Source organism: Photobacterium sp. SP02, from assembly GCF_038519165.1.
Lineage (GTDB): Bacteria > Pseudomonadota > Gammaproteobacteria > Enterobacterales > Vibrionaceae > Photobacterium > Photobacterium halotolerans.
Window position 1 is genome coordinate 40,215 of the sequence record NZ_JASJOJ010000006.1, and the last position, 25,011, is coordinate 65,225.

At 52.8% G+C, this 25,011-nt stretch carries 29 protein-coding genes; 13 read left to right on the forward strand and 16 right to left on the reverse strand.

Going from position 1 to position 25,011, the window contains the following annotated elements; all coding sequences use genetic code 11:
• The first annotated feature begins 74 nt into the window (after nt 1–74).
• On the forward strand, nt 75–905 hold the full coding sequence (locus P0Y67_RS04280; RefSeq protein ID WP_342390882.1) for a carbon-nitrogen hydrolase family protein: 831 nt from the start codon (nt 75–77) through the stop codon (nt 903–905).
• Between the two features lie 4 nt (nt 906–909).
• Nucleotides 910–2,355, forward strand: coding sequence for a metalloprotease TldD (gene tldD, locus P0Y67_RS04285; RefSeq protein ID WP_342390883.1), 1,446 nt, complete (start codon nt 910–912; stop codon nt 2,353–2,355).
• A 70-nt stretch (nt 2,356–2,425) separates the two neighbouring features.
• Here tldD and yjgA read toward each other — a convergent pair whose 3' ends face one another.
• The gene (yjgA, locus tag P0Y67_RS04290; protein ID WP_192015854.1) at nt 2,426–2,950 is read right to left on the reverse strand and encodes a ribosome biogenesis factor YjgA; all 525 of its coding nucleotides are present in this window, start codon (nt 2,948–2,950) and stop codon (nt 2,426–2,428) included.
• Between the two features lie 116 nt (nt 2,951–3,066).
• Between yjgA and pmbA the strand changes: the two genes are divergently transcribed.
• Nucleotides 3,067–4,410 (forward strand): metalloprotease PmbA, encoded by a 1,344-nt coding sequence (gene pmbA, locus P0Y67_RS04295; protein WP_342390884.1) that lies wholly within the window; start codon nt 3,067–3,069, stop codon nt 4,408–4,410.
• Nucleotides 4,411–4,480: 70 nt separating this feature from the next.
• Here pmbA and mgtE read toward each other — a convergent pair whose 3' ends face one another.
• From mgtE to P0Y67_RS04355, 12 genes are all read right to left on the reverse strand, one after another.
• Nucleotides 4,481–5,839: a magnesium transporter gene (gene mgtE, locus P0Y67_RS04300; protein ID WP_337112738.1), complete on the reverse strand. Its 1,359-nt coding sequence runs from the start codon at nt 5,837–5,839 to the stop codon at nt 4,481–4,483.
• Nucleotides 5,840–6,121: 282 nt separating this feature from the next.
• A complete protein-coding gene (locus P0Y67_RS04305; protein ID WP_192015851.1) occupies nt 6,122–6,397 on the reverse strand; it encodes an HPr family phosphocarrier protein in 276 nt (91 codons plus the stop codon).
• Between the two features lie 2 nt (nt 6,398–6,399).
• Entirely contained in the window at nt 6,400–7,263 is an 864-nt protein-coding gene (gene rapZ / locus P0Y67_RS04310; protein ID WP_342390885.1) for an RNase adapter RapZ, read from the reverse strand.
• Between the two features lie 22 nt (nt 7,264–7,285).
• Nucleotides 7,286–7,738 carry a PTS IIA-like nitrogen regulatory protein PtsN gene (gene ptsN, locus P0Y67_RS04315; protein ID WP_120513426.1) on the reverse strand — a complete coding sequence of 151 codons (453 nt, stop codon included), beginning with the start codon at nt 7,736–7,738 and terminating at the stop codon, nt 7,286–7,288.
• Between the two features lies 1 nt (nt 7,739).
• Nucleotides 7,740–8,027, reverse strand: a complete 288-nt coding sequence (hpf, locus tag P0Y67_RS04320; RefSeq protein ID WP_027253714.1) for a ribosome hibernation promoting factor — start codon at nt 8,025–8,027, stop codon at nt 7,740–7,742.
• Nucleotides 8,028–8,055: 28 nt separating this feature from the next.
• Nucleotides 8,056–9,540: an RNA polymerase factor sigma-54 gene (gene rpoN, locus P0Y67_RS04325; protein ID WP_342390886.1), complete on the reverse strand. Its 1,485-nt coding sequence runs from the start codon at nt 9,538–9,540 to the stop codon at nt 8,056–8,058.
• Nucleotides 9,541–9,661: 121 nt separating this feature from the next.
• Nucleotides 9,662–10,387 carry an LPS export ABC transporter ATP-binding protein gene (gene lptB / locus P0Y67_RS04330; protein WP_027253712.1) on the reverse strand — a complete coding sequence of 242 codons (726 nt, stop codon included), beginning with the start codon at nt 10,385–10,387 and terminating at the stop codon, nt 9,662–9,664.
• A gap of 12 nt (nt 10,388–10,399) precedes the next feature.
• Nucleotides 10,400–10,900, reverse strand: coding sequence for a lipopolysaccharide transport periplasmic protein LptA (lptA, locus tag P0Y67_RS04335; protein WP_027253711.1), 501 nt, complete (start codon nt 10,898–10,900; stop codon nt 10,400–10,402).
• Complete coding sequence (gene lptC / locus P0Y67_RS04340; protein WP_342390887.1) at nt 10,881–11,444, reverse strand: LPS export ABC transporter periplasmic protein LptC; 564 nt, start codon at nt 11,442–11,444, stop codon at nt 10,881–10,883. The genes lptA and lptC overlap by 20 nt, the downstream gene beginning before the upstream one ends.
• Nucleotides 11,441–12,001, reverse strand: a complete 561-nt coding sequence (kdsC, locus tag P0Y67_RS04345) for a 3-deoxy-manno-octulosonate-8-phosphatase KdsC (RefSeq protein WP_342390888.1) — start codon at nt 11,999–12,001, stop codon at nt 11,441–11,443. Before kdsC ends, lptC begins: the two co-directional genes overlap by 4 nt.
• Nucleotides 12,001–12,972, reverse strand: coding sequence for an arabinose-5-phosphate isomerase KdsD (gene kdsD, locus P0Y67_RS04350; RefSeq protein ID WP_161444002.1), 972 nt, complete (start codon nt 12,970–12,972; stop codon nt 12,001–12,003). The genes kdsC and kdsD overlap by 1 nt, the downstream gene beginning before the upstream one ends.
• 14 nt (nt 12,973–12,986) lie before the next feature.
• Nucleotides 12,987–13,955, reverse strand: coding sequence for a calcium/sodium antiporter (locus tag P0Y67_RS04355; RefSeq protein ID WP_161456015.1), 969 nt, complete (start codon nt 13,953–13,955; stop codon nt 12,987–12,989).
• Nucleotides 13,956–14,375: 420 nt separating this feature from the next.
• Between P0Y67_RS04355 and mlaF the strand changes: the two genes are divergently transcribed.
• Genes mlaF through murA form a run of 7 tightly spaced genes read left to right on the forward strand, consistent with a single transcriptional unit; the run spans nt 14,376 to nt 19,019 of the window.
• Nucleotides 14,376–15,188, forward strand: a complete 813-nt coding sequence (gene mlaF / locus P0Y67_RS04360) for a phospholipid ABC transporter ATP-binding protein MlaF (protein ID WP_342390889.1) — start codon at nt 14,376–14,378, stop codon at nt 15,186–15,188.
• Nucleotides 15,189–15,245: 57 nt separating this feature from the next.
• Nucleotides 15,246–16,028 carry a lipid asymmetry maintenance ABC transporter permease subunit MlaE gene (mlaE, locus tag P0Y67_RS04365; protein ID WP_161444786.1) on the forward strand — a complete coding sequence of 261 codons (783 nt, stop codon included), beginning with the start codon at nt 15,246–15,248 and terminating at the stop codon, nt 16,026–16,028.
• Nucleotides 16,029–16,030: 2 nt separating this feature from the next.
• Nucleotides 16,031–16,510, forward strand: a complete 480-nt coding sequence (gene mlaD, locus P0Y67_RS04370; RefSeq protein WP_161444784.1) for an outer membrane lipid asymmetry maintenance protein MlaD — start codon at nt 16,031–16,033, stop codon at nt 16,508–16,510.
• An 11-nt stretch (nt 16,511–16,521) separates the two neighbouring features.
• Nucleotides 16,522–17,157 carry a phospholipid-binding protein MlaC gene (gene mlaC, locus P0Y67_RS04375; protein WP_342390890.1) on the forward strand — a complete coding sequence of 212 codons (636 nt, stop codon included), beginning with the start codon at nt 16,522–16,524 and terminating at the stop codon, nt 17,155–17,157.
• A gap of 2 nt (nt 17,158–17,159) precedes the next feature.
• Nucleotides 17,160–17,471 carry an STAS domain-containing protein gene (locus P0Y67_RS04380; protein WP_337112748.1) on the forward strand — a complete coding sequence of 104 codons (312 nt, stop codon included), beginning with the start codon at nt 17,160–17,162 and terminating at the stop codon, nt 17,469–17,471.
• 26 nt (nt 17,472–17,497) lie between these two features.
• Nucleotides 17,498–17,752, forward strand: a complete 255-nt coding sequence (ibaG, locus tag P0Y67_RS04385) for a BolA family iron metabolism protein IbaG (protein ID WP_027253701.1) — start codon at nt 17,498–17,500, stop codon at nt 17,750–17,752.
• A gap of 10 nt (nt 17,753–17,762) precedes the next feature.
• On the forward strand, nt 17,763–19,019 hold the full coding sequence (murA, locus tag P0Y67_RS04390; protein WP_342390891.1) for a UDP-N-acetylglucosamine 1-carboxyvinyltransferase: 1,257 nt from the start codon (nt 17,763–17,765) through the stop codon (nt 19,017–19,019).
• Nucleotides 19,020–19,139: 120 nt separating this feature from the next.
• Here murA and degS read toward each other — a convergent pair whose 3' ends face one another.
• The 3 genes from degS to zapG all read right to left on the reverse strand — a co-directional run bounded on the left by degS (nt 19,140) and on the right by zapG (nt 22,257).
• Nucleotides 19,140–20,204 carry an outer membrane-stress sensor serine endopeptidase DegS gene (gene degS, locus P0Y67_RS04395; protein WP_342390892.1) on the reverse strand — a complete coding sequence of 355 codons (1,065 nt, stop codon included), beginning with the start codon at nt 20,202–20,204 and terminating at the stop codon, nt 19,140–19,142.
• A 161-nt stretch (nt 20,205–20,365) separates the two neighbouring features.
• Nucleotides 20,366–21,736 (reverse strand): Do family serine endopeptidase, encoded by a 1,371-nt coding sequence (locus tag P0Y67_RS04400; protein ID WP_342390893.1) that lies wholly within the window; start codon nt 21,734–21,736, stop codon nt 20,366–20,368.
• 83 nt (nt 21,737–21,819) lie between these two features.
• The gene (gene zapG, locus P0Y67_RS04405) at nt 21,820–22,257 is read right to left on the reverse strand and encodes a Z-ring associated protein ZapG (protein WP_192015835.1); all 438 of its coding nucleotides are present in this window, start codon (nt 22,255–22,257) and stop codon (nt 21,820–21,822) included.
• A 209-nt stretch (nt 22,258–22,466) separates the two neighbouring features.
• Between zapG and zapE the strand changes: the two genes are divergently transcribed.
• From zapE to rpsI, 3 genes are all read left to right on the forward strand, one after another.
• Nucleotides 22,467–23,570, forward strand: a complete 1,104-nt coding sequence (gene zapE / locus P0Y67_RS04410; RefSeq protein ID WP_342390894.1) for a cell division protein ZapE — start codon at nt 22,467–22,469, stop codon at nt 23,568–23,570.
• A gap of 219 nt (nt 23,571–23,789) precedes the next feature.
• Nucleotides 23,790–24,218: a 50S ribosomal protein L13 gene (rplM, locus tag P0Y67_RS04415; RefSeq protein WP_027253695.1), complete on the forward strand. Its 429-nt coding sequence runs from the start codon at nt 23,790–23,792 to the stop codon at nt 24,216–24,218.
• A 15-nt stretch (nt 24,219–24,233) separates the two neighbouring features.
• On the forward strand, nt 24,234–24,626 hold the full coding sequence (gene rpsI / locus P0Y67_RS04420; protein ID WP_027253694.1) for a 30S ribosomal protein S9: 393 nt from the start codon (nt 24,234–24,236) through the stop codon (nt 24,624–24,626).
• The last annotated feature ends 385 nt before the right edge of the window (nt 24,627–25,011 follow it).

The following is a 25,011-nucleotide window of genomic DNA, read 5'->3' on the forward strand; positions in this document are numbered from 1 at the left end:
GTGTTTCCGGCTTTGCCTGAGTGGTGAAGCTGAGGTAATAATAACAAGAAAATCAATTTGTAATGGAGTGCGTGATGGCTAGAGTGGGTGTAGTACAGATGAATTCCGGTCCTGATCCTGAACTGAATCTGCAACAGCTGAAAAAGAAGTTGAAGGGGCTGCAACTGCAGGGAGCGAAACTGATCGTCACGCCCGAAAACTGCCTGATTTTCGGTACCCGGGCTGACTACGAACAGCATGCCGAACCCCTGGGTGAAGGTGTACTGCAACGCCAGCTCGCCGCACTGTCCCGCCAGCTGGGCATCTGGTTACTGATAGGATCTATGCCTATCCGGCGTGAAGACGGCAGCATGTCGACCACCGCCTTGCTGTTCGACGATCAGGGCCAGCTGCAGGCCCATTACGATAAATTGCACATGTTCGATGTGGAGGTCGCCGACCGTCACCACAGCTATCGCGAGTCGGACACCTTCCGGCCGGGAGAGGCGGTTAAGGTGGTGGAAACACCTTTCGGCAACATTGGACTGTCGATCTGTTATGATGTCCGCTTCCCACAGCTGTACAGCGCATTGCGGACACAGGGGGCCGATATCATAGTGGTGCCGGCAGCGTTTACCAAAGTCACCGGCAAAGCGCACTGGGACATACTGCTGCGCGCACGCGCCATTGAAACCCAGTGCTGGATTGTCGCTGCCGCGCAGTGGGGTGAGCATAACCAGGGGCGGGAAACCTGGGGTCACTCGATGATTATTGATCCGTGGGGACAAGTCGTCGCCTGCCAGGAGCAGGGTACAGGTGTGATCACCGCAGATATCGATCTGGGTCTGAGCGCACAGATACGAATGAATATGCCATTGCTGCAACATAGCCGTTTTCAGGTGCAGCAGTGCAACACAGAAGAGTAAGGCAATGATGCTGGAAACCGTAGAACAGACCATGCTGGCCCAATCCGGGCTTGAGCGTGACGATCTCAGCCAGATTCTGGGGCTGATGGCCGCCCGGGACGTAGATTATGGCGATATTTATTTTCAGTCCAGCTGGCACGAATCACTGGTGCTGGAAGACAGTATCATCAAAGACGGTTCCTTTAATATCGACCGTGGTGTGGGCGTTCGTGCGGTATCCGGTGAAAAAACCGGTTTTGCCTACTCAGATCAAATCAGTAAGCTGGCACTGACTCAGAGCGCCAAAGCGGCGCGCGGTATTACCCGCAGTGGCGGCTCTGGCAAGGTACAGGCCTTTGCCTCATCGCCGGTAAAACCTGTCTATGCCGGGATCAATCCGCTGGAGAGCCTGGAGCGTCAGGAAAAAATTGCCCTGCTGCAGGAAGTGGATGCCTATATCCGTGCCAAAGAGCCCTTGGTGAAAGAAGTTTCGGTCAGTATTAACGGTGTCTATGAGCAGGTGCTGGTCGCCGCGATAGACGGCACTTATGCGGCTGATATTCGTCCCTTGGTGCGTTTTTCTGTCAGCGTGCTGATCGAGAAGAAAGGCAAACGCGAAAGCGGCAGTGCGGGCGGCGGTGGCCGGTTCGGTTATCAGTACTTTATGACTGAAAACGACGGCAAGTCAGTCGCCTTGCAATATGCTGATGAAGCGCTGCGCCAGGCACTGGTCAACATAGATGCCGATCCGGCCCCTGCCGGTACTATGCCGGTAGTGCTCGGGGCAGGCTGGCCGGGCGTCTTGCTGCATGAAGCCGTCGGCCATGGCCTGGAAGGCGATTTCAACCGCAAGGGCTCGTCCATGTTCTCGGGCCAGATGGGGCAGCAGGTGACCTCAAGCCTGTGTACCATAGTGGATGACGGCACGCTGGCAGATCGGCGCGGCTCGCTGAGCATTGATGATGAAGGCACTCAGGGCCAGTACAATGTGCTGGTGGAAGGCGGCAAGCTCAAAGGCTATATGCAAGATAAGCTTAATGCCCGCCTGATGGGAGTAGCGCCAACCGGTAATGGTCGTCGTGAGTCTTATGCGCACCTGCCGATGCCCCGCATGACCAATACCTACATGCTGCCGGGCGAACATACGCCGGAAGAGATCATCGCCAGTGTTGAGAGCGGGATCTACGCGCCGAATTTTGGCGGCGGTCAGGTCGACATCACGTCCGGTAAATTTGTGTTCTCCGCGTCGGAAGCTTATCTGATTGAGAAGGGTAAAATTACCCGTCCGATTAAAGGTGCGACCTTAATCGGCAGCGGCATTGAAGCGATGCAGAAAGTCTCTATGGTCGGTAACGATCTGGAACTTGACCGTGGGGTGGGCGTCTGCGGCAAAGCTGGACAAAGCATACCTGTCGGTGTCGGGCAGCCAACCCTGAAGCTGGCGTCGATGACAGTCGGCGGCACTCAGTAAGCGCATCTGTGCTGACTGACGCCAATAAAAATGCCAGCGTTTGCTGGCATTTTTGATTATTGAGCGCTGATCAGTCTTTGATATAGAGCGCTTTCAGTACCTGAAAGATTTCGCGGTAGGCTTTGGCCGGCTTGTTGGCGGCTTTTTCTTTAACGGCCATGCGCACCAGCTGACGCAGTTGCTGGCGGTCAGCATCCGGATGGGCTTCCATCACTTCATTGATCACGCTATCGCCGTCATCAATCATGCGGTCACGCAAGGACTCCAGCTTGTGCAGCTGAGCCGTGACCTGGGCATGTTTGTTATTCAGCTTGTCCAGCGCCGCCTGAATCGGTTCGAGCTCAATGTTGCGCATCTGCTTACCGATAAACTGCAGCTGGCGGCGATAGGCTTCCTGCTTAAATCGCTGGGCGTCTTTGATTGCCATGCGAAGCTCGTCGCTCAGCGGGATTTTCGCTAATGCACCGGGCTTGAGCTTGACCAGCTCTTCGCCCAGCTTTTGCAGGGCTTCCATGTCACGTTTCATCTCGGATTTACTCACCCAGATGATTTCTTCTTCCTCTTCCCATGGGGCTTTTTTATTTTTACGGCTCATATCAGGCTCATGACAGACTTCAATGTCTCTATTTTATCAGCTTCAAGTTGAATTTGGGCGCATTTTAATTGCCTTGAGTGTTATCCTTAGGGAAACCGTGTAAATAAAGTATGACTATGGATGTGAAACAACAAGTCGCCCAGCAGCGTAGCGAGCTGGAACAGGCAGTCGCCCGTGCACTTGAGCTTGCTGGTCAGCAGGCTGATGCAGCTGAAGTGGCGATTAATAAATCCACAGGGATCAGTGTCTCTACTCACTTGTGTGAGGTTGAGAATGTCGAATTTAACAGCGATGGCGCGATGGGGATTACTGTCTACCGCGGCCAGCGCAAGGGCAGCGCGTCAACCTCAGACTTGAGTGAAGCGGCGATTGCACAAACCGTGGCAGCGGCGCTGGAAATCGCGCGTCATACCTCGGAAGATCCCTTCGGTGGTCCGGGACCGGCTGAGCTGATGGCCAAAAACATCCCGGACTTGGATCTTTTCTACCCGGATGAACCTGAGCCGGATCATGCCGCTTCTATCGCGATTGCCGCCGAGCAGGCTGCGCTGGATGCTGACAGCCGCATCAAGCAGAGTGACGGTGCCAGCTACGACAGTCACTACGGTATCCGGGTGTATGGTAATACGCACGGTATGCTGGCCAGCTATCCGAGCAGTCGCCACAGTATCAGCTGTTGCGTGATTGCCGAGGGTAAGAATGGCGACATGGAGCGCGACTACAGCTATACCCTGGCCCGGCGTACCAGCGATTTGTGGACACCGGAGAAAGTCGGCCAGCTGGCGGCAGAACGTACTGTCAGCCGGATTGATCCGCAGAAGCTATCAACCCGTCAGGCCCCTGTGATGTTTGCCTCCGATGTTGCGACCGGCTTGTTCGGTCACCTGGTGATGGGGATCAGCGGGTCGAATTTATACCGCAAGTCAACATTCCTGCTGGATATGCTCGATGAGCAGATCTTCCCGTCCTGGCTCAACATCAGCGAGCGCCCGCACCTGCTGCGTGGCCTGGCCAGTACACCATTTGACAGCGAAGGTCTGGCCACCCATGACAGGGAAATCATTCAGGATGGGGTACTGAAAACCTATCTGATGACCAGTTATGCCGCCCGCAAGCTGGGGCGTCAGCCGACCGGCCATGCCGGTGGTATCCACAACTGGCAGGTATCCAGTACCGGTGAGGATTTCAATGCCATGCTGCGCAAACTGGATACCGGGTTCCTGGTGACAGAGCTGATGGGGCAGGGCGTGAATATCGTGACCGGTGATTACTCCCGCGGTGCTGCCGGTTTCTGGGTTGAAAATGGCGTGATCCAATACCCGGTCAGTGAAGTAACCATTGCCGGAAATCTGAAAGACATGATGGCAAATATTGTGGCTATCGGGACAGACACTGAAACCCGCAGCCAGATTCAGACCGGCTCTATGCTGTTGGAATCGATGAAAATTGCCGGTGAGTAATTACACTCACAGAGTGTGAGAGATAAAAAAAGGTCAGGCCCGATGCCAGACCTTTTTTGTTTGTGCATTATCAGGTGAGAAACACAGTCGCCAAGCCGAGAAACACCGACAGGCCGATAATATCGGTAATGGTCGTTAACGCCATGCCGCCCGCGAGCGCCGGGTCGACATTGAGTTTCTTCAGAATTATAGGCACTCCGACCCCCGCGATACCGGCGATCAGCAGGTTGGTCAGCATAGCACCGGCGATAATGGCGCCGAGCATCAGGTTGCCTTTCCACAGAACCACCACGCCGCCAATGATCCCGGCCCACAAGAGACCGTTGATCAAACCTACCCGGGCTTCTTTACTGAGCAGCCAGCGGGTGTTCGAATCGCCGATATGGCCGACGGCCAGACCGCGGATCACCAGGGCGACAGTCTGGTTGCCGGCAACCCCGCCCATCGAGGGCACTATCGTCATCAGAACGGCGATGGCGGCCATTTTATCGAGCGTGTCTTCAAACATGTTGGAGACAGAGGCGGCGGCCAGCGCGGCCAGGACATTCACGCCCAGCCAGATGCTGCGCCGGCGGGCCGATTTCATGACAGGCGCGAAGGTATCTTCATCGTCGTCCATACCGGCCATACTCATCATGGAGTGTTCGGCATCTTCCCGGATGATATCGACCACATCATCAATGGTGATCCGGCCGACCAGCTGGTTGCTGGCATCGACCACAGGGGCCGAGAGCCAGTTACGGCGCTCAAACAGATTGGCCACTTCACTGTCGTCCATCTCGACATTGATGGCTTCATCCGGATCGTCCATCACCTCATGAATTTGTACGTCAGGCTGAGTGGTGATCAGCGTGGCCAGTGAAAGGTGGCCAATCAGCACATTGTGCTCGTCAACCACATAGAGGGTATCTGTGGCTTCTGGAAGCTCGCCGCGCATGCGCAGATAGCGCAGGACCACATCGGCGGTGACATCGCCGCGGATGGTCACGAAGTCGGTACTCATGATACCGCCGGCGCTTTCCTCCGGATAGGCCATCGCCAGCTCGACGCGATGGCGATCCGCGGCATCCATTTGCGCCAGTACTTCACGGAAACGGTTGTCAGGCAGGCTGCGCAGCACGTAAGCCACGTCATCACTTTCCATGCCTTCGGTGACGGCCGCCAGTTTTTCCGGCGCCATCATGGCCACGATACCGTCTTTTACATCTTCAGACAGTTCGTCGAGGATCTCACCCTGCTCTTCAGGATCGGTCAGTTGCCACAGGACCTGGCGCTCTTTCGGCGGACAGGCTTCAAGCAGGTGGGCGATATCCTCAGGCTCCATATCCTGCAACATTCGCCGGACGTGAACGAACATCCCTCGATCCAGGGCCTGGTTAACCTGCTGCAGTGTCTGGTGGGTTTGATCTTGCTCGAAAACGTCCGCCATAGAGAGAACTACCTTGCTTCGTGAATACACCCAGCTCTGTTGCGACAGTGGCAGCCGGGAAATGGCGCAATAAGCTGAATATTAACGTAATAGCGCAGGCTTTGTCTCACTGGATCTGAGATCTTGCTAAGATTTCACCTGGCTGTAAGAAAGGGAGGATGAGCTTCGAAAACGGTGATTTATCGTCGGTTGCCGGGTGTTTTGTCGTTGTTCGGGACGGATACAGGCAAGATAGGCTCAGAACCTTTCAGGAGGCGGGCGATTGAGCGCCCGGGCCGGGTATCAGTTATCTTCATCAAAACCGTTTTCGATCAGCGAGGCGACCGCTTCCAGTGCGACGCTGGCATCGCCCCCTTCGGCGCTGACGATGATCTTCTGGCCTTGTGCCGACTCCAGCATCAATAACCCCATCACACTGTCGGCAGTCGCGGACTTGTCTTGGTTAGTGACTGTGATAATGGCATCAAAACTCTGGGCCAGTTCGACCAGTTTAATGGCCGCCCTGGCATGCAGGCCAAGGCGGTTTTTAATGAAGAGTTCCCGGCTGACAGTATTCATGCTCAATGCTTCAGATGACCTTGCTTTTCCAGGGTACGATGACGAACCTGAACCTGTTGTCCCCGCAGGCGGAAATAATCCGCCAGTTGCTGGGCCACGTACACAGAGCGGTGCTGACCGCCGGTACAGCCGATGGCAACAGTGACGTAACTGCGGTTGTTTTTCTCAAGCAGAGGCAGCCAGCTTTCCAGAAAGTGCCGGATCTGGTAAATCAGCTGACTGACTTCATGGTGACTCGCCAGATAGTCCTGCACCTCAGTGTCGAGGCCGGTTTGCGGCTTGAGTTCAGGCACCCAGTGAGGATTGGGCAAGAAGCGGACATCAAACACGTAATCGGCATCAGTCGGTAAGCCATGTTTGAAACCAAAGGACTCGAACACCATCACCAGCTCGCGGGCCTGGCGTCCCAGTACTCGGGCCCGCACGGTTTCACTGAGATCATGGATGGACAGTTGAGTGGTGTCCAGCACCAGATCGGCGGCTTCTTTGAGGTTTGCCAGCCAGGCGCTTTCGGCCTGAATTGCTTCTTCCAGGCTCATGTTCTGCCGTGAGAGCGGATGCAATCGCCGTGTTTCGCTGTAGCGCTTGACCAGGGTGTTGTCGTCGGCATCGAGAAACAGCAGGTTGACATCAGCCTGCTGGCGGACAGCTTCCAGTACTGAACTGGTAATATCATGATCGGCCGGCATGTTACGGACATCAACGCTGACCGCCACTTTCTGGGTATGAGGATCCAGGGTTTGGATAAGATCAGAAAGCAGATGTACCGGCAGATTATCTACACAGTAATAGCCGAGATCTTCCAGTACCCTGAGCGCCACTGATTTACCTGAGCCTGAGCGGCCGCTGACTATCATCAATTTCATGACAAACCCTTCCTGATGGCTGTTATGACGGCTCTGAGGTCATGATCTGGTAAAGCTCTTCATCACTTTTCGCAGCCCTGAGCTGCTTGAGAACCGCTTTATCGCTGAGCTTTTCTGCCATGCTGGAGAGCGTCTTCAGGTGTTCTTTGCACTGGGCATCCGGCACCAGAAGCGCAAAAAGCAGATCGACGGGTTGATTGTCAATCGCATCGAACTGGATAGGCTGCTGACACTGGATCAGCACCGCAATCGCTTGTTCGCTGTCGGTGACACGACCATGGGGAATGGCAATACCATTACCAATACCTGTACTCCCCATTTTTTCACGGTTGAGCATACACTCGAACAGTGGTTGAGGGTTCTGGTTTAAATGTTGGCCAGCAATTTCGCTGATGATTTCCAGCGCACGTTTTTTACTGGAGCAGTGGACTGCACTCTTGGTGCAGTCCAGGCTTAATACTCGACTCAGTTGCATGTTAATGACTATTGAGTTTGTCTTTATGTTTGTTCAGTTGACGGACCAGTTTATCAGTTAATTGATCAATTGCCGCATACATATTTTCAGAATCTGCTTTCGCGTGGATTTCTCCCGCGTTAATGTGCAGTGTCGCCTCGGCAATCTGCTGCATTTTTTCTACATTCAGTACAACATGGACGTTATTAATTTTGTCGAAAAAGCGTTCCAGCTTATCGAACTTTGTTGTCACATACTCACGCAGGGCAGGGGTAATTTCAATGTGGTGACCAGTGAGATTAATTTGCATAGACATCTTCCTCCTTAATCGCCGGCAATCAGAGCAGGCGCTTTCTTTGGCTTGACGGCGGGATACCCAGCGATTCACGGTATTTGGCTATGGTACGTCTAGCCACCATGATGCCTTGATCCGCCAGTAATGTCGCAATTTTGCTATCACTCAAGGGTTTGGCCTGATTTTCAGCCGCAACCAATTTCTTCACCAGCGCGCGAATAGCCGTGGAGGAGCATTCTCCGCCGTTATCCGTACTGACATGGCTTGAGAAGAAGTACTTCAACTCAAAAATACCGCGTGGGGTATGCATAAATTTCTGGGTGGTCACCCGGGAGATCGTTGATTCGTGCATTTCAACGGCCAGGGCAATATCGTTGAGGACCATAGGTTTCATGGCTTCCTCACCGTATTCAAAAAAATCTTGCTGATGTTCAACAATGCAGCGTGCCACTTTCAGCAGGGTATCGTTGCGGCTCTCCAGGCTCTTGATCAGCCATTTGGCATCCTGAAGGTGGCTACGGATAAACTGGCTGTCGGCACTGTTGCGCGTTTGTTTGCTCATCGCGGCGTATTGTTGGTTGACGCGAAGGCGCGGCACACTGTCCGGGTTGATCGTCACCACCCATTTGCCTTTATCCTTGAACACAGAAACGTCAGGAATGACGTACTCGGTTTCCGAGGCCACCACGCGGTTGCCCGGGCGGGGCTCCAGCGTGTGGATCAGCGCCATGACATTTTTCAGCTCATCTTCTTTGAGCTTAGTGTCGCGCATCAGCTGACGATAGTCGCGGTTGCCCAGCAAATCCAGGTGCTCAATCAGCACCATTTTCGCTTCGTTAAGCCAGGGCGTATCTTCCGGATAGGTGGCCAGCTGCAGCAGCAGGCACTCGCGCAGATCCCGTGACGCCACGCCCAGCGGATCAAATTGCTGGACGCGCTTGAGGACGGCTTCGACTTCATCAAGCTCGACATTTTCATCGCCCATGCTTTCCAGAATATCGTCGCAGGTGCAGGTGAGATAGCCTTTCTCATCCACGGCATCAATGATGGCAAAAGCAATGGCACGGTCGGTGTCGCTGAACGGCGCCAGTTCCAGCTGCCACATCAGGTAATCCTGCAGGGTTTCTGTGGTCTCACCCTGATAGACTGGCATGTCGTCATCCGGCGCAATCCCGGCACTGCCGGTACCGGCGCTGTAGACATCGTCCCAGGTGGTATCAACGGGCAGTTCGGCCGGCATTTCGCGCTGTTCGATAACATCGGAAGTATCAAAGGAATCGCTGCTGATGTCCTCGTATTGCTCTGCGGCATCGTTTTTGCCGTCGGCGTGGATGTCATCAGCATCAGACGACGGGGTGTCGCCATCCGGGTGGCTTTCGTCAAGCTCCAGCAGGGGGTTGGCATCTAAGGCCTCCTGGATTTCCTGTTGCAGATCCAGGGTAGAAAGTTGCAGCAGACGAATGGCCTGTTGCAGTTGCGGCGTCATTGCCAATTGTTGGCCAAGCTTGAGCTGGAGCGAAGTTTTCATGCGTGTACAGACACCTTGTGATTATTGTATGAATCGCTTGTTTTGGGGTCTTTAGGCCAGTCGAATCAAAACCTTCGACCAGCCTTGGCAGCTTACCTCGGTTGTGTCCTTTTATCTATAACTATAGACGGAACTGGTCTCCCAGATAGACGCGTTTCACGTGTTCGTCATTGAGGACATCAGACGGTGTACCGTGAGCAATCAGCTGTCCCTGGCTGACGATATAAGCGTGCTCACAAACGTCCAGCGTTTCGCGTACGTTGTGGTCTGTGATTAACACGCCCAGGCCGCGATCTCTGAGGTGCTCGATGATCTTCTTGATGTCGATCACTGAGATGGGGTCGACCCCGGCAAACGGTTCATCCAGCAGAATAAACTTAGGGTTTGCCGCCAGTGCACGGGCGATCTCCACTCGGCGCCGCTCACCGCCTGACAATGCCATGCCCTGACTGTTGCGAATATGCTGAATATGGAACTCATCCAGCAGCTCCTCAAGCTTGTCTTGGCGCTCGGCTTTGCTCAGATCTGAGCGGGTTTGCAGAACCGCCATCAGGTTGTCATGCACACTCAGCTTGCGGAAGATAGACGCTTCCTGCGGCAGATAACCAATTCCCATCCGGGCGCGGTTATGCATGGGTTGCAGGCTGATGTCGTGGCCGTCAATGGTGATCTGGCCTTCATCACGGGCGACCAGACCAACAATCATATAAAACGACGTGGTTTTGCCGGCACCGTTCGGGCCAAGCAGACCGACAATCTTGCCAGATTCCACTTCCAGGCTGACATCGGAAACGACTTTGCGGCCGTTGTAGCTTTTCGCCAGATGGGTTGCGGTTAACTTTGACATTCGTTCTCTTATTTATTGTTTTTGTTTGATCTGGTTCGGCTGCAGTATGGTGGTCACGCGTTGTTGATCACCACTGGTCGCCACCAGCTTCTGCTCATCAATCTTGTAACTGATGGTTTTGCCCTTAATTTCGCTGCCTTCCTGAACCAGCACGGCTTTGTCTGTCATCTTGAGAAATTCGCTTGCCGTTTCATAGCGCATTTGCATGGCAGAGCCGTTGATCGGTTTGCCGTCATCCATCTTTTGATAAAACGTGGCCGGTGAGCCATAGGCATCGATCGTCTGCTGATCGCCATTCTGAGTCTGGCGAGTGACTATGATTTTGTCGGCACGGATATCAATACTGCCCTGACGCAGCGAGACGTTGCCGGTGAAGGTCACCACGTTTTTCTGGATGTCCAGCTCCTGGCTGTCCGAGTTGATATATATCGGCTGCTCGGTATCGTTGCTTAATGCCCAGCCAGAGGTGCTGACTACCAGGCACAGCAGGGCGCTAATTTTGCAAAGCTTCATATCTACCTTTCACATTATTCATCAGGGTCGCCACACTGCGTTCCATGTTCCCTTTCATCCCAATGCCTTCGTTCTGAAAGGCACTGCCGGTAATAGTGACCGGATCGGGGGTGTCGAAATCTTTGCTGATTAAATCTAATCGCAGTGTATCTGTTTTTATCGCATTAATGGCGGAGTCAGGTAACAGATTGAAGATCCGCACATTACCAGACATCTGCAGAATGTGTTCTTTATCTAGTGTGGCGTGATTTGCACTGATGCGCCATTCACTTTCTTTACCCTCTTTGTAGACCCAGATCACAGGCTGCTTGAATTCGGTATTACCACTGAGGTTGAAATACTCCAGCGTGTCTGATTCGATGCGGTAGCTGCGAATGCCCGCCTCGTTGTACGAGGTATTTTTCACCCCGGTTCCGGTAAAGATTGGCTTTTCGTTATCCGGCGCGGTCAGGGTGTCCTGCTGCCAGTGCTTTTGCAGCAGATAGTAACCGGTCCATGCACACAGTATGACCAGCAGCGCACAGAGTAACCGGTTTAACGTCATATACTCAGGCCCTTATGCTGATCCAGTTCGCCGCGCGCCTCAAGGATCAGATCGCAGACTTCGCGTACCGCGCCATAGCCGCCTTTGGTGCGGGTGGTCAGGCTGGCACGCTGTGACAGCAGCGGGTGGCCGTCGGCGACGCAAACGGACAGTCCCACTTCGGCCATCACAGGCCAGTCAATGAGATCATCGCCAATATAGGCCGTATGTTCAGCTGCAATGCCCAGTTTATCGACGATATCCTGATAAGCGGCCAGTTTGTTGTCCTGACCCTGATAAATGTGCCGGATGCCCAGCGCCGACATACGGTTTTCAACAATCTGCGAGCGGCGGCCAGTGATAATGGCCACCTCGACCCCGCCGGCCATCAGGGATTTGATGCCATAGCCGTCGCGAGTATGAAAGGTTTTCAGCTCTTCGCCGTTGTTACCCATGTAAATACGGCCATCGGAAAACACGCCATCAACATCGCAGATCAGCAGGCGTATGTCTTTCGCCAGCTGAAAAAGGTGCTGCGGGACCGGGCCGTACAGGGTGGATTGCATTTGTGTTGTCATTACATTACTCCGGCTCTGAGCAGGTCATGCATATTCAGAGCACCTACCAGCTGTTGGTCATCGACAACCAGCAGGCCGTTAATTTTTCGTTCTTCCATCAGTTTAAGTCCTTCGGCGGCCAGTACCTGAGAGGAAATGGTTGCCGGGTTCGCAGACATGACTTCCCCAATGCGTGTCTGATGGATATCAATGCGTTTGTCGAGCAAGCGGCGAAGGTCACCATCGGTAAAAATGCCACTTAGCTTTTGATTATCGTCAACGATGGCCGTCATCCCCAGCCCCTGGCGGGAGACTTCGAGCAGGGCATCTTTGATGCTGGCATCCTGATGGATCACGGGCAGGCGCTCGCCGCTGTGCATCACATCGGCAATACGCAGCAGCAATTTACGACCCAGCGCGCCGCCGGGGTGGGAGAGAGCAAAATCGTCAGCAGTAAAACCGCGCGCTTCCATCAGCGCAATGGCCAGCGCATCCCCCATGGCCAGAGTGGCCGTGGTACTGGAGGTGGGGGCAAGGTTGAGCGGGCAGGCTTCCTGATTGACTGTGATTTGCAAATGCACCTGAGCCAGCCGTGCCATGGTGGATTCGGGCTTGCCTGTCATGCTGATTAAAGCAATGCCCTGGCGTTTAATCACAGGCAATAGCGTCAGGATTTCACCGGCTTCACCGGAATTGGAAATGGCCAGCACGATATCACGCTTATCCAGCATGCCCAGATCGCCGTGACTGGCTTCTCCGGGATGGACAAAAAATGCCGGCGTGCCTGTGCTGGCAAGGGTGGCGGCAATCTTACAGCCGATATGGCCGGATTTGCCCATCCCCATGACGATCACTTTTCCCTGACAGCGGCTGATGAGCTGACAGGCTTCACTGAAACTGCCATTGATATATTGCGACAGGCCTCTGAGGGCTGCCGCTTCAATGTCAATCACGCGCCGGCCAATCTGGCCGTAGTCAAAGGAATCAGGCATAGTTTCGCTCTCGGTTAAGCCGCCATATTATAAAGCAGATAGCTCTGATAGGCGACAAAGCATAAAATCAGAATCAAGCCTTCCAGGCGGTTGATACGACGGCGTTTACCCAGTGCCATCAGCACCAGCAGGACAGAGATGCCCAGCATCACATAAAAGTCACGGCCCATCGCCAGTGGACTGATCACCGACGGGTTGAGCAGGCCAGGCAGTCCCATCACAGCCAGAATATTGAAGACATTGGAACCTATGATGTTACCCACAGCCATGTCGTCTTCGCCTTTGTGGATGCTGGCAATCGAGGCGGCCAGTTCCGGCAGGCTGGTACCGACGGCAATAATCGTCAGGCCGATAACCAGATCGCTCATGCCGAAGTATTTGGCAATAGTCACGGCAGAATCAACCAGCATGTTGGCCGCATAAGGCAGCAATAGCAATCCAATCACAATCCATACGGACGCCGCCATATTGCTGACGCCCTGGGGAATTTCAGATTCCTGCTCTTCCAGCAGTATGTCCTGAGCGCCATTATTCCCGCTGCGGCTGATTTTCAGCATCGCCAGAATAAAAATAACAAACAGAACAACCAGTAAGACGCCTTCAAAAAAGCCTAAATAACTGTCCCACAGCAATACACCGGCAATCAGTGTGACCACCATCATTAGCGGGAGTTCACGGCGAATGATGCCGGAACTGATGGATAAAGGCTTGATAAGAGCGGTTAAACCCAGGATTAACGCAATATTTGCAATGTTCGAGCCCAGCACGTTACCAACGGCGGTGTCCGTTTTTCCTGCCAGCGCGGCAGTGGCAGAGACCATCATTTCCGGTGCGGAAGAGCCCATCGCCAATATGGTCATACCGATAATGAGCGGGGCAACCCCTAAATTCCTTGCTAAGGCTGCTGCTCCAAAGACAAGTCGATCCGCACTCCATACCAGTAACGCAAGTCCGATACCGAGTAACAAGATGGCTTCAAGCATTATTAACCCTTATAGATTTTTCAATGAGCTGGTTTTTAAGGGGGTAATTTTGACGTTTCACTGACGAAAATGGAAGGAAAAGCCGAGAGTATTTGCTTTGGCTGCTGTGATCTTTATATGGGAAATGGGCCACTGATGCAAAGTGAGTGTGTTTGTGGCACTGAATACACAGCGGGATTGGTTTCATTCAGGACTTTTATGTTATAAAAAACAAGGTTCATAACCTGAGCCGGGTCTGTGCCATCCGGGCAACGGCAAAGAACGAAAAATCACAACGAGCTGACAGGTATTACCTTGAGTTGGTCAGGGAATCTACCTATGATCAACCACATGCAATATAACTAATTAATTACATTCAATTATGCTTGTATCGACGTGCATTCCGGATGAATCACGGATGCAAGGGTATTTAGGAAGGTTATGACAGCAACCGAAGCGCTAATTCGAATTAACAACCTGACGTTTTCCCGGGGTGAACGCAAAATCTTCGATGATGTGTCACTGGAGGTCCCGAAAGGCAAGATCACTGCCATCATGGGGCCGTCCGGCATTGGTAAAACGACCCTGCTTCGTCTGATCGGCGGGCAAATTATGCCGGATCAGGGGGAGATCTGGTTTGACGATAAAAATATCCCGGCTTTATCGCGCAGCGACTTGTACCGGGCGCGCAAGCGGATGAGTATGCTTTTTCAGTCCGGAGCGCTGTTTACCGACATGACAGTGTTTGACAATGTGGCGTTTCCTTTGCGCGAGCACACCGATCTGCCTGAAGATTTGCTGCGTACTTTAGTGCTGCTCAAACTCGAAGCCGTCGGGCTACGGGGAGCGGCGAACTTGATGCCCAGTGAACTGTCCGGTGGTATGGCACGTCGCGCAGCGCTGGCACGGGCGATAGCATTGGATCCCGATCTTATCATGTATGACGAACCTTTTGTCGGGCAGGATCCCATTACCATGGGGGTGCTGGTCAAGCTGATCCATAGCCTGAACGAGGCCCTGAGCATTACCTCAGTGATCGTGTCACACGATGTGCCCGAAGTGATGAGTATTGCTGATCATGTGTATTTACTGTCCGGTGGTAAAATCATTGGCAGCGGTACCCCGGATGAGCTCAATGCGAATCCCGATGAGAAAGTTCGCCAGTTTCTCGATGGAAACGCTGACGGTCCTGTGCCGTTCAATTACCCTGCACCAGCACTGGAGCAGGATCTTTTCAGCCAGCTCTCGTCGTAACCGCTAACTCAGTACGAGTTTGCGGGCTCTCGCGAAATAGAAAGGTAATTCCATATTATGTTAACGGATTTTATCGTGCGGATGGGACACAGTACGCTGTCCAGTTGCCGTACCATGGGGCGGGCGACCTTGCTGTTATCCGGCGCCTTGGTGAGCAAGCCGCAACCCGCCAAAATGTTTCCATTGTTGTTAAAGCAGCTTTATTCGGTTGGGGTGCTCTCCGTCGCCATCATTATGGTGTCAGGCTTATTTATCGGTATGGTACTGAGCCTGCAGGGATTTATTGTGCTGGTGGATTTTGGTGCAGAAACCAGTCTGGGCCAGATGGTGGCACTGTCGCTGTTGCGGGAGCTGGGACCTGTGGTGACTGCCTTGCTGTTTGCCGGCCGGGCCGGTTCGGCCCTGACCGCCGAAATTGGCTTGATGAGAGCCACTGAGCAGATTTCAAGCATGGAAATGATGGCTGTTGACCCGCTGCGCCGTGTGGTCGCGCCACGTTTTTGGGCGGGCGTTATTTCGATGCCGCTGCTGACAATGCTCTTTATTGCGGTTGGCATCTGGGGCGGCCAACTGGTGGGTGTGAACTGGAAAGGCATTGATTACGGCAGCTTCTGGTCAGTGATGCAGTCATCGGTAGAGCTGGGCTATGACATAGGCAACAGCCTGATAAAGTCGCTGTGTTTTGCCGTCACCGTCACCTGGATTGCTATTTTTAATGGTTTTGATGCCGTACCGACATCCGAAGGTATCAGCCGGGCAACCACCCGGACAGTGGTGAATTCTTCATTGGCGGTATTAGGTTTAGATTTTGTGCTGACAGCACTCATGTTTGGGAATTAATCATGCAACAGAACAGACAATTAGAACTTTGGGTCGGCAGCTTCGTCTTAGCAGGGATTGTGGCGCTGCTGGTGCTGGTGTTCCAAGTGGCGGATGTGAAAAGCTTCGGTAATTCTGAATCTTACGACCTGAAGGCTCGGTTTGATAATATTGGCGGGCTGAAGGTCCGTTCACCGGTCAAAGTGGGTGGTGTGACCATAGGCACGGTGAGCAATATCACGCTCGATACAGAGTCTTATGTCCCCGTAGTGACACTCGCGATTGAGAAAAAATACGGTTACTTTCCAGAAACCAGTTCCGCTGCCATTCTTACTTCAGGCTTACTGGGCGAGCAGTACCTCGGGCTGTCTCCGGGCTTTGTTGACGAAGGTATTGTGATGCTGGATGACGGTGACTTCATTGAAGACACCAAATCGGCACTGGTGCTGGAAGACATGATTGGCCAGGTGCTGTACAGCATCGGTAACGACGGCGAAAAATAAGGAAGAGTACAATGAAATTTTTGAAGATTTTATGCCTGACGATAGCGTGTATACCGCTCTTTGCCAGCGCCGCTACCGTAGATAAAACCGACCCTTATAAACTGATGCAGGCCGTGTCGCAACAGACATTTGCCCGTCTTAAGTCTGAGCAGGCCCAGATTCAGCGTAACCCTGATTATTTACGCACTGTGGTCCGTCAGGAACTGCTGCCTTATATCAACACCCGTTATGCCGCTTATAAAGTGCTCGGGCCGCAGTTGAAGCAGACAACCAAAGAGCAGCGCAATAACTTTGTGAATGCATTTACTGATTATCTGGTCGCCTCTTATGCTCAGGTACTGACTCAGTACACGGATCAGGCGATCCGGATGGAGCCGGTTAAGTCGGTGCCAGCCAGCAGTTCTATCGTGTCTATCCGTGTCGATATTCTGGATGCGCAACGTCCGCCGATTCGTCTGGATTTCAAACTGCGTAAGAATAAGCAGACCAATGAGTGGCAAGGTTACGACATGGTGGCCGAAGGGGTCAGTATGATTTCAACCAAGCAGAGTGAATGGAGCGGGCAACTGCGCACGCAGGGTGTCGACAAGGTCACGCAGGATTTACGTGCTCTGGCGGCTAAGCCAATCAAACCTGAGGAAAAATGACCATGGGGAATCCCGCCGTCCATTGGCAGGTGCAGGAAAATGGCCATTACCGCTTGTCAGGAGTGCTGGAACGTGACACAGTGCCAGCCTTTTGGCAGCAAAGACGTGAATGGATGCCACAAGATGCTAAGGTCACGATCGAACTGTCTGACCTGACTCGGGTAGACTCTGCGGGTATGGTTATGCTGCTGCATTTGCACCGGGAACTCACTCAGGCAGGACGTCATCTGGTGCTGCAAGGCGTGCCGCAACAATTGTTAACCCTGCTCCGTCTTAGTCATGTCGACACTGTGCTGGCTGCCTGCCTGGAATGATCAACAGCTCAAGTAGAGGATAGCTTGTGGAAATATCTGAAATTAAACAAATTCTTGAAAATGCGTTGGAGCTGGATGAAGTCATAGTGAATGGCGAAGGCAGCCACTATCAGGTGATTGCTGTCGGTGCAATGTTTGACGGCATGAGCCGTGTGAAAAAACAACAGGCAGTCTATGCACCTTTGATGTCGCATATTGCCAGTAATGCCATTCATGCCTTGTCAATCAAAGCCTACACTCCCGAAGAGTGGGCGCGTGACAAGAAGCTGATGTCTTTGTAAGAGATAACCAATGCAGAAGTTTCGAATTCAGGGCAATGGCCCACTCCGCGGCGAAGTCGCGATTTCGGGCGCAAAAAATGCTGCCCTGCCAATTTTGTTTGCTTCATTGCTGGCCGAAGAGCCGGTTGAAGTCGGCAATGTTCCTAAGTTGCGTGATATTGACACCACTATGGAACTGCTGAGCCGTTTAGGCGCAAAAGTGGAGCGTAATGGCTCTGTTTATGTCGATGCCAGCAATATCAATGAATATTGCGCCCCTTACGACCTGGTGAAAACCATGCGCGCTTCGATTTGGGCGCTCGGACCTCTGGTTGCCCGCTTCGGTAAGGGCCAGGTGTCGCTGCCAGGTGGCTGTGCTATCGGCGCCCGTCCGGTTGATTTGCACATTCATGGTCTGGAACAACTGGGGGCAACTATCACCCTGGAAGAAGGCTATGTGAAAGCCGAAGTGGCTGGCCGCCTGCAAGGCGCCCACATTGTGATGGATAAAGTCAGCGTTGGTGCGACTGTTACTATCATGTCGGCCGCGACGCTGGCACAAGGCAAAACCGTGATTGAGAATGCCGCCCGTGAGCCGGAAATTGTCGATACGGCCGATTTCCTCAATACCCTGGGGGCGAAAATCTCGGGTGCCGGCACAGATACGATTGTGATCGAAGGTGTTGAGCGTCTGGGCGGTGGGTATCATGAAGTGCTGCCGGATCGCATTGAAACCGGTACCTTCCTGGTCGCTGCGGCTATTTCTGGCGGAAAAGTGGTGTGTCGTAACACCCGTCCTTCGCTACTCGAAGCCGCACTGGCGAAGCTGGAAGAATCCGGTGCCCTGATTGAGACCGGTGATGATTGGATCAGTCTGGACATGACGGGTCGCGAGCTGACCGCAGTCAATATCCGCACTGCGCCACACCCTGGTTTCCCAACTGATATGCAGGCACAGTTTTCTTTGCTGAATCTGGTCGCCAAAGGTACCGGCATCATTACCGAGACGATCTTCGAGAACCGTTTCATGCACATTCCTGAGCTCATCCGTATGGGTGCGCATGCTGAAATCGAAGGTAACACTGTGATTTGTGGTGATACTGACGGCTTGAGCGGCGCTCAGGTGATGGCAACCGATCTGCGCGCCTCAGCCAGCCTGGTGATCGCCGGCAACATTGCCAAAGGTGAGACGATTGTTGATCGTATTTATCACATTGACCGTGGCTACGAGCATATCGAAGAGAAGCTGCGTGGTCTGGGAATGAAGATTGAGCGCTTCAGCGAGTAAGCTGCCAAAGTAATCTGAATGTCCAGTCACTGCTTTCAGTGTCTGGACATTGTCTGCTGATCCTGCCTCGCTAGTCTTTTTCTGCTTTCTGCTTTCTGCTTTCTGCTTTCTGCTTTCTGCTTATCTGTCCGGCTCATCGCCAATCAGCACAGTTAACTTCTTAGGTTTACCGTTGCGCAGCACCGTCATATCGACATAGGTGCCAGGGCGCAGCTCAGTGACTATATCCAGCACATTACGCATATCTGTCACCGGCTTGCCGTCAATCTCGACCAGAATATCCTGAACCTTAAAGCCGGCTTTGGATGCCGGACCATCAGGATCCATGCCCATCACTATGATCCCTCTTACCTGCTCCGCATCATACAGTCGAGCCATAACCGGATTGATTTCACGGCCATCAATACCGATATAGCCACGGATCACCCGACCATCTGCGATGAGTTTATTCATGATCTTTTGTGTGAGCTGATAGGGAATGGCAAAGGAAATACCGTAGGTTTCAATGTCGGTCGCCTGCTGAAAAGAAGCGGTGTTGATACCGACCAGCTCGCCACGGGTGTTGACCAGCGCGCCACCTGAGTTGCCTTCGTTGATCGCCGCATCGGTCTGAAGAAAATCCTGCCGGCCATAGAAACTCATGCCGGAGCGCCCGGTGGCAGAGATGATCCCGTAGGTGGTGGTCTGTCCCAGATTATAGGGGTTACCAATGGCCAGAACCACGTCACCCACCGCAGGGGGATAATCCGGGTTCAGTGGAATGACAGGCAGGTTCTCGGCCTGGATTTTCAACACCGCGATATCGGTGCGCCTGTCTTTACCAATCAGCTGGGCGGTAAAAATACGGCTATCCTGCAGCGCCACTATCACCTGATCCGCTTCGGCAACCACGTGATAGTTGGTCACTATATAGCCTTTATCACTCATGATAACGCCAGAGCCAAGGCCCTGAGTGCTCAATTGCAGGCGGTCTTCAGCATTGTAGCGACGGTTATAGATATTAACGACAGCAGGGGAGGCACGGCGGACGGCATAACTGAAGGAAATCTGCTGCGGAACATCGGGCTGGCCATTGAGCGCGGCATCCGGAGAAAACATCTGGCTGCGCAGGCTGGGGAAAGCAAGTAGCAAGACTCCAGCCGTCAGCACGCCCATTAAGGCGGATCGACCTAAAAATGCCAGCATTGATGCTCCCCTGATTGACTCAAGCTTTACCATTAAAGCAAAAGGTTAAAAACCGATTGAGAATAGCATTTACATCCAGTTATCAACAAGTCGAAGCGGGAAGGAGATGACAGAAATGCCGCAGGAAAAACAGTCCGGGCAGTTGCCCGGACCAGATTGCGTCAGCGGATAATGAGGTAAAGCTCGTTATTGCCTCGTCTGATTTCCAGCGCCAGCACGGAAGGCTTGCTATCGAGGGCTTTGCGCAGCTGCCCCAGATTACCGATAGGCTGGCGGTTGAGACCAATAATGATGTCACCTTCTTTCAGTCCGTAGCGGGCCGCCAGTGACTGGGGATCTATCTTGGTGACTTTCACCCCTTTGGTGTTGTCGTCAGCCGTGGTGTTACTGAATTCGGCACCGGCCAGGCTTTCATGCAGATGATCGGCCTTGAGGTTGCTCATCTCGGCTTCTTGCAAGGTGACGTTGAACTCTTTCTCTTTTCCGTCACGCAGTACGCCTAAGTCGACGTCTTTGCCAGCGCCGAGCGTGGCAATTTTGGCGCGTAATTCGCTGAAGGTGCGAATTTCTTTGTCGTTGACTGACACTATGATGTCACCCGCTTTCAGGCCGGCTTTCTCAGCCGCGGAGCCGGGCATGACCTGATTGACGAAGGCACCGTGATTGGTTTCGTAACCAAAGGCTTCAGCCAGTTCTGATGTCAGCTCACCGCCCTGAACGCCCAGCACGCCACGTTTCACTTTGCCAAATTCCAGGATCTGGCTGGTCAGGTTTTTCACCATATTGGCCGGAATGGCAAAACCAATACCGACGTTACCGCCGTTGGGGCCGAGAATCGCGGTATTGATACCGATGAGCTCACCATTGAGGTTGACTAACGCACCGCCCGAGTTACCGCTGTTAATGGCGGCATCGGTCTGAATAAAGTTTTCGAAATTCTCGATATTCAGTCCGCTGCGGCCCAGCGCCGAGACAATCCCTGAGGTGACCGTCTGACCCAGCCCGAACGGGTTGCCAATGGCCACGGTGAAATCACCGACGCGCAGTTGATCCGAGTCGGCAACTTTGATGGCCTTCAGGTTTTTGGTGTTGTCCAGGCGCAGCAAGGCAATGTCTGACATGCCGTCACTGCCTATCAGCTCGGCTTTGAGTTCGCGGCCGTCATGCAGCTGAACCAGGATTTTATCTGCGCCGTCAATGACATGGTGGTTGGTAACTACATAGCCTTTATCTGCATCAATAATGACCCCGGATCCCAAGCCGCGGAATGGACGCTCCTGAACCTGCTCGCTGGGGAAGTCAGGGCCGAAGAAATAGCGGAATGCTTCGGGCACTCTTTGCTTGGCAACATGCTTGCCTTCTACTGCGATACTGACCACAGCAGGAGTCACTTGTTCCAGCATGGGGGCAAGGCTGGGAAGTTGCTGATCATTAACAGCCAAAGGAAGCGCAGCGGAAGCAGTGATTGGGGACATCACTGCGCTAATACTTAACGCCAGCGCAGTCATTACAAGTAAAGGTTTTTTCATCATTACTCAACTCCGGTTTAACAAGTGCTAATTGTGACTTGTAAACCGGAGCAAAGTTCCAATAAATGTCAAATTTGTAACAATTCTTAACTGGCTTTGGCTGCTTCTGCCTGCTTCTGCTCAGCTCGCAACAGGCCGGACGCGCCGTTGGCATAATCCCGGGGCTGATGGGTGTCCAGCTCTGGTGTTTCGGTTTCTGGCTCATCAGCGATAGGTGTGAGTGTGCTGATACGCTGAGAGAAGGGGTTATCCTGTTCCGGCAGATTTGGCATCAGCTCTGCGGAGGTTTTTGCCATGTGCTCGTACAATTTGCTGTAATCTTTTGCCAGGTTGTCCAGCAGGTCAGAGCTGCGGGCGAAATGATCAACCAATTCCTGGCGATACTGCTCCAGTTGGTATTTGGTTTTATCGAGCTCTTTTTGCAATTCTTTCTGTTGTTTCAGGTTTTTGTTCCCCAAGCGGGCGGCAAAGGCACCGACCAGCGCGCCGGCTGCGAAAATCAAAATCGCGTAGATCCAAGCCATGAAAAACTCCTTGTGACTGTGAGTACAACAGGTTGACCTGTTTTGTTATTTCAAAAGCGATATGTGCTTATTGGGTGGTTATCTAGTTACTATACATGCACATGAAGTGTCGTGGTACTATCTACGACCAAAGATGGACATATTAGACGCTGTGAGTCCGGCAAACTTGTCACCGGGCGTACAGCTATCGGTGACTGAGCAGGATGAGGATGACTCCCGAACAACGCTATCAAGAAGATCTGAAAAAACCGGGCTTTTTGCCTGACGCTGCCCAGGCAATGGCGGTTTCTCACCTCAATGATCTTTATCATCGCATGCAGGCCCCGCCACCAGAGCCATTAAAACCTTCTCTGGTGAGCCGGCTGTTCAAGCGCCAGGCTGCGGAACCGGTCAAACCGGTCAAAGGCTTGTACTTCTGGGGGGGCGTCGGACGTGGCAAAACCTACCTGGTCGACACCTTTTTCGACTGTCTGCCGACGGAGCGAAAAATGCGGATGCATTTCCACCGTTTCATGCACCGCGTCCATAAAGAGATGCAGTCGCTTGGCAGCCAGAGCGATCCGCTGGAAAGAGTGGCGGACAGGTTCAAGCAGGACACGGACATCATCTGCTTTGATGAGTTTTTTGTGTCAGATATCACCGATGCCATGATACTGGGTACCTTGTTCGAGGCCTTGTTCCGCCGCGGCATTACTCTGGTGGCCACCTCGAATATTCCGCCGGATCAACTGTACCGAAATGGCCTGCAGCGTGCGCGCTTCTTGCCTGCCATTGCGTTAATTCAAGAACACTGTGAGGTGGTGAATGTCGATTCGGGTGTCGACTACCGTCTGCGGACACTGGAGCAGGCTGAAATTTACCACTGGCCGCTCGATGCCAGCGCAGAAGAGAATATGCACCGCTATTTCATGCAGTTATCCGCAGATCCCCGGCATGAGGGCCAGGACATACTGATCAATGACAGGCCGATTGCTACCCGCCATGAAGCGGAAGGGGTGGTGCATTTTACCTTTGATGCGCTGTGCCGCGGGGCGCGCAGTCAGTCAGACTATATGGATATCGCGCATACCTATCACAGCGTCCTTTTGTCTGACGTACCTGTGCTGACCGAAAAAGACGATGACGCTGCCCGCCGTTTTATTGCCATGGTCGATGAGTTTTACGAGCGCCATGTCAAGCTGATCATTTCGGCGGAAGCAGAAATGGACAAGCTGTATCAATCCGGGCGCCTGAGCTTTGAATTTAAGCGCTGTTGCTCTCGTCTGATTGAAATGCAGAGTCATGAATATTTGGCCAGGCCGCATCTGGCTTAACGGAAGCGCTATTTTAGCTGGAAAAATAGCTGAACTTTTTTGGAAAAAAAGGTGATTTTTTCCCCATGCTTCCGTATACTCTCGCGACCCACCGTACCTGTGACGGCGTTATGCCGGGAGTGCCAACCACTCGAAGGGGTGATGACTGGGCTCTATATACAGAGAGAGCGCTTTGCGTTCTTGGAAAGTGAAACTATTTAAAATTGGGTAAGAATTAGCATGAAAACTTTCGTTGCTAAACCAGAAACTGTAAAACGTGACTGGTATGTTGTTGACGCTGAAGGTAAAACACTGGGTCGTCTGGCAACTGAAATCGCATCTCGTCTGCGTGGTAAGCACAAGCCTGAGTACACTCCTCACGTTGACACCGGTGACTACATCGTTGTTATCAACGCTGAGAAAGTAGCAGTTACTGGCGCTAAGCGTACTGATAAGATGTATCACCGTCACACTGGCTACATCGGCGGTCTGAAAACTATCAGCTTCGACAAGCTGCTGGAGAAAAAGCCAGAAGCGATCATCGAAATTGCTGTTAAAGGCATGCTTCCTAAAGGTCCTCTAGGCCGTGCTATGTACCGTAAACTGAAAGTTTACGCAGGTAGCGAGCACAACCACGCTGCACAGCAGCCACAAGTTCTAGACATCTAATTGGGGAACATGACAATGGCAGAGAATCAATACTACGGCACTGGCCGCCGCAAAAGCTCAGCTGCTCGCGTTTTCGTAAAACCGGGTACTGGCAATATCGTAATCAACAAGCGCAGCATCGAAGAGTACTTCGGCCGCGAAACAGCTCGCATGGTTGTTCGTCAACCTCTTGAGCTGGTTGATATGACTGAGAAACTGGATCTGTACATCACTGTTAAAGGTGGTGGTATCACTGGTCAGTCTGGTGCGATCCGTCACGGTATCACTCGCGCTCTTATGGAGTACGATGAGACTTTACGTCCTGCTCTGCGTGCCGCTGGCTACGTTACTCGTGACGCACGTCGCGTTGAACGTAAGAAAGTTGGTCTGCGTAAAGCACGTCGTCGTCCACAGTTCTCTAAGCGTTAATTCAACGCACCAGAGGTTTCTCTGGTTACTGTGTACATCAAAGCCCAGCCATTGTGCTGGGCTTTTTGCGTTTACGCGCTAAGAAAAATTGCAGAGTGCCGGCGGCCGGCGCACTGTCAGCGTGCAGTAGTGCGATGGGTAGCAGCCAGGCTAAGGGGTGATTTATCCTTAACGGGAACCTTTGTTAAGGCGCTTAATGCTGTTTTGTCGGCGACATTCAGGGATCTTGTCAAAAAAATTGAATAATTGACACCATAGTTTGCATTTTTTCATCTTGACGGCCAAGGAAATTAACCCCACAAATCTCTCACATTTGCGGTGTTTACCTTGTCTTAAAGTGGGGTTTTCTTTATCATTTGCCGCGATAAATAGCAGCATGAAAATT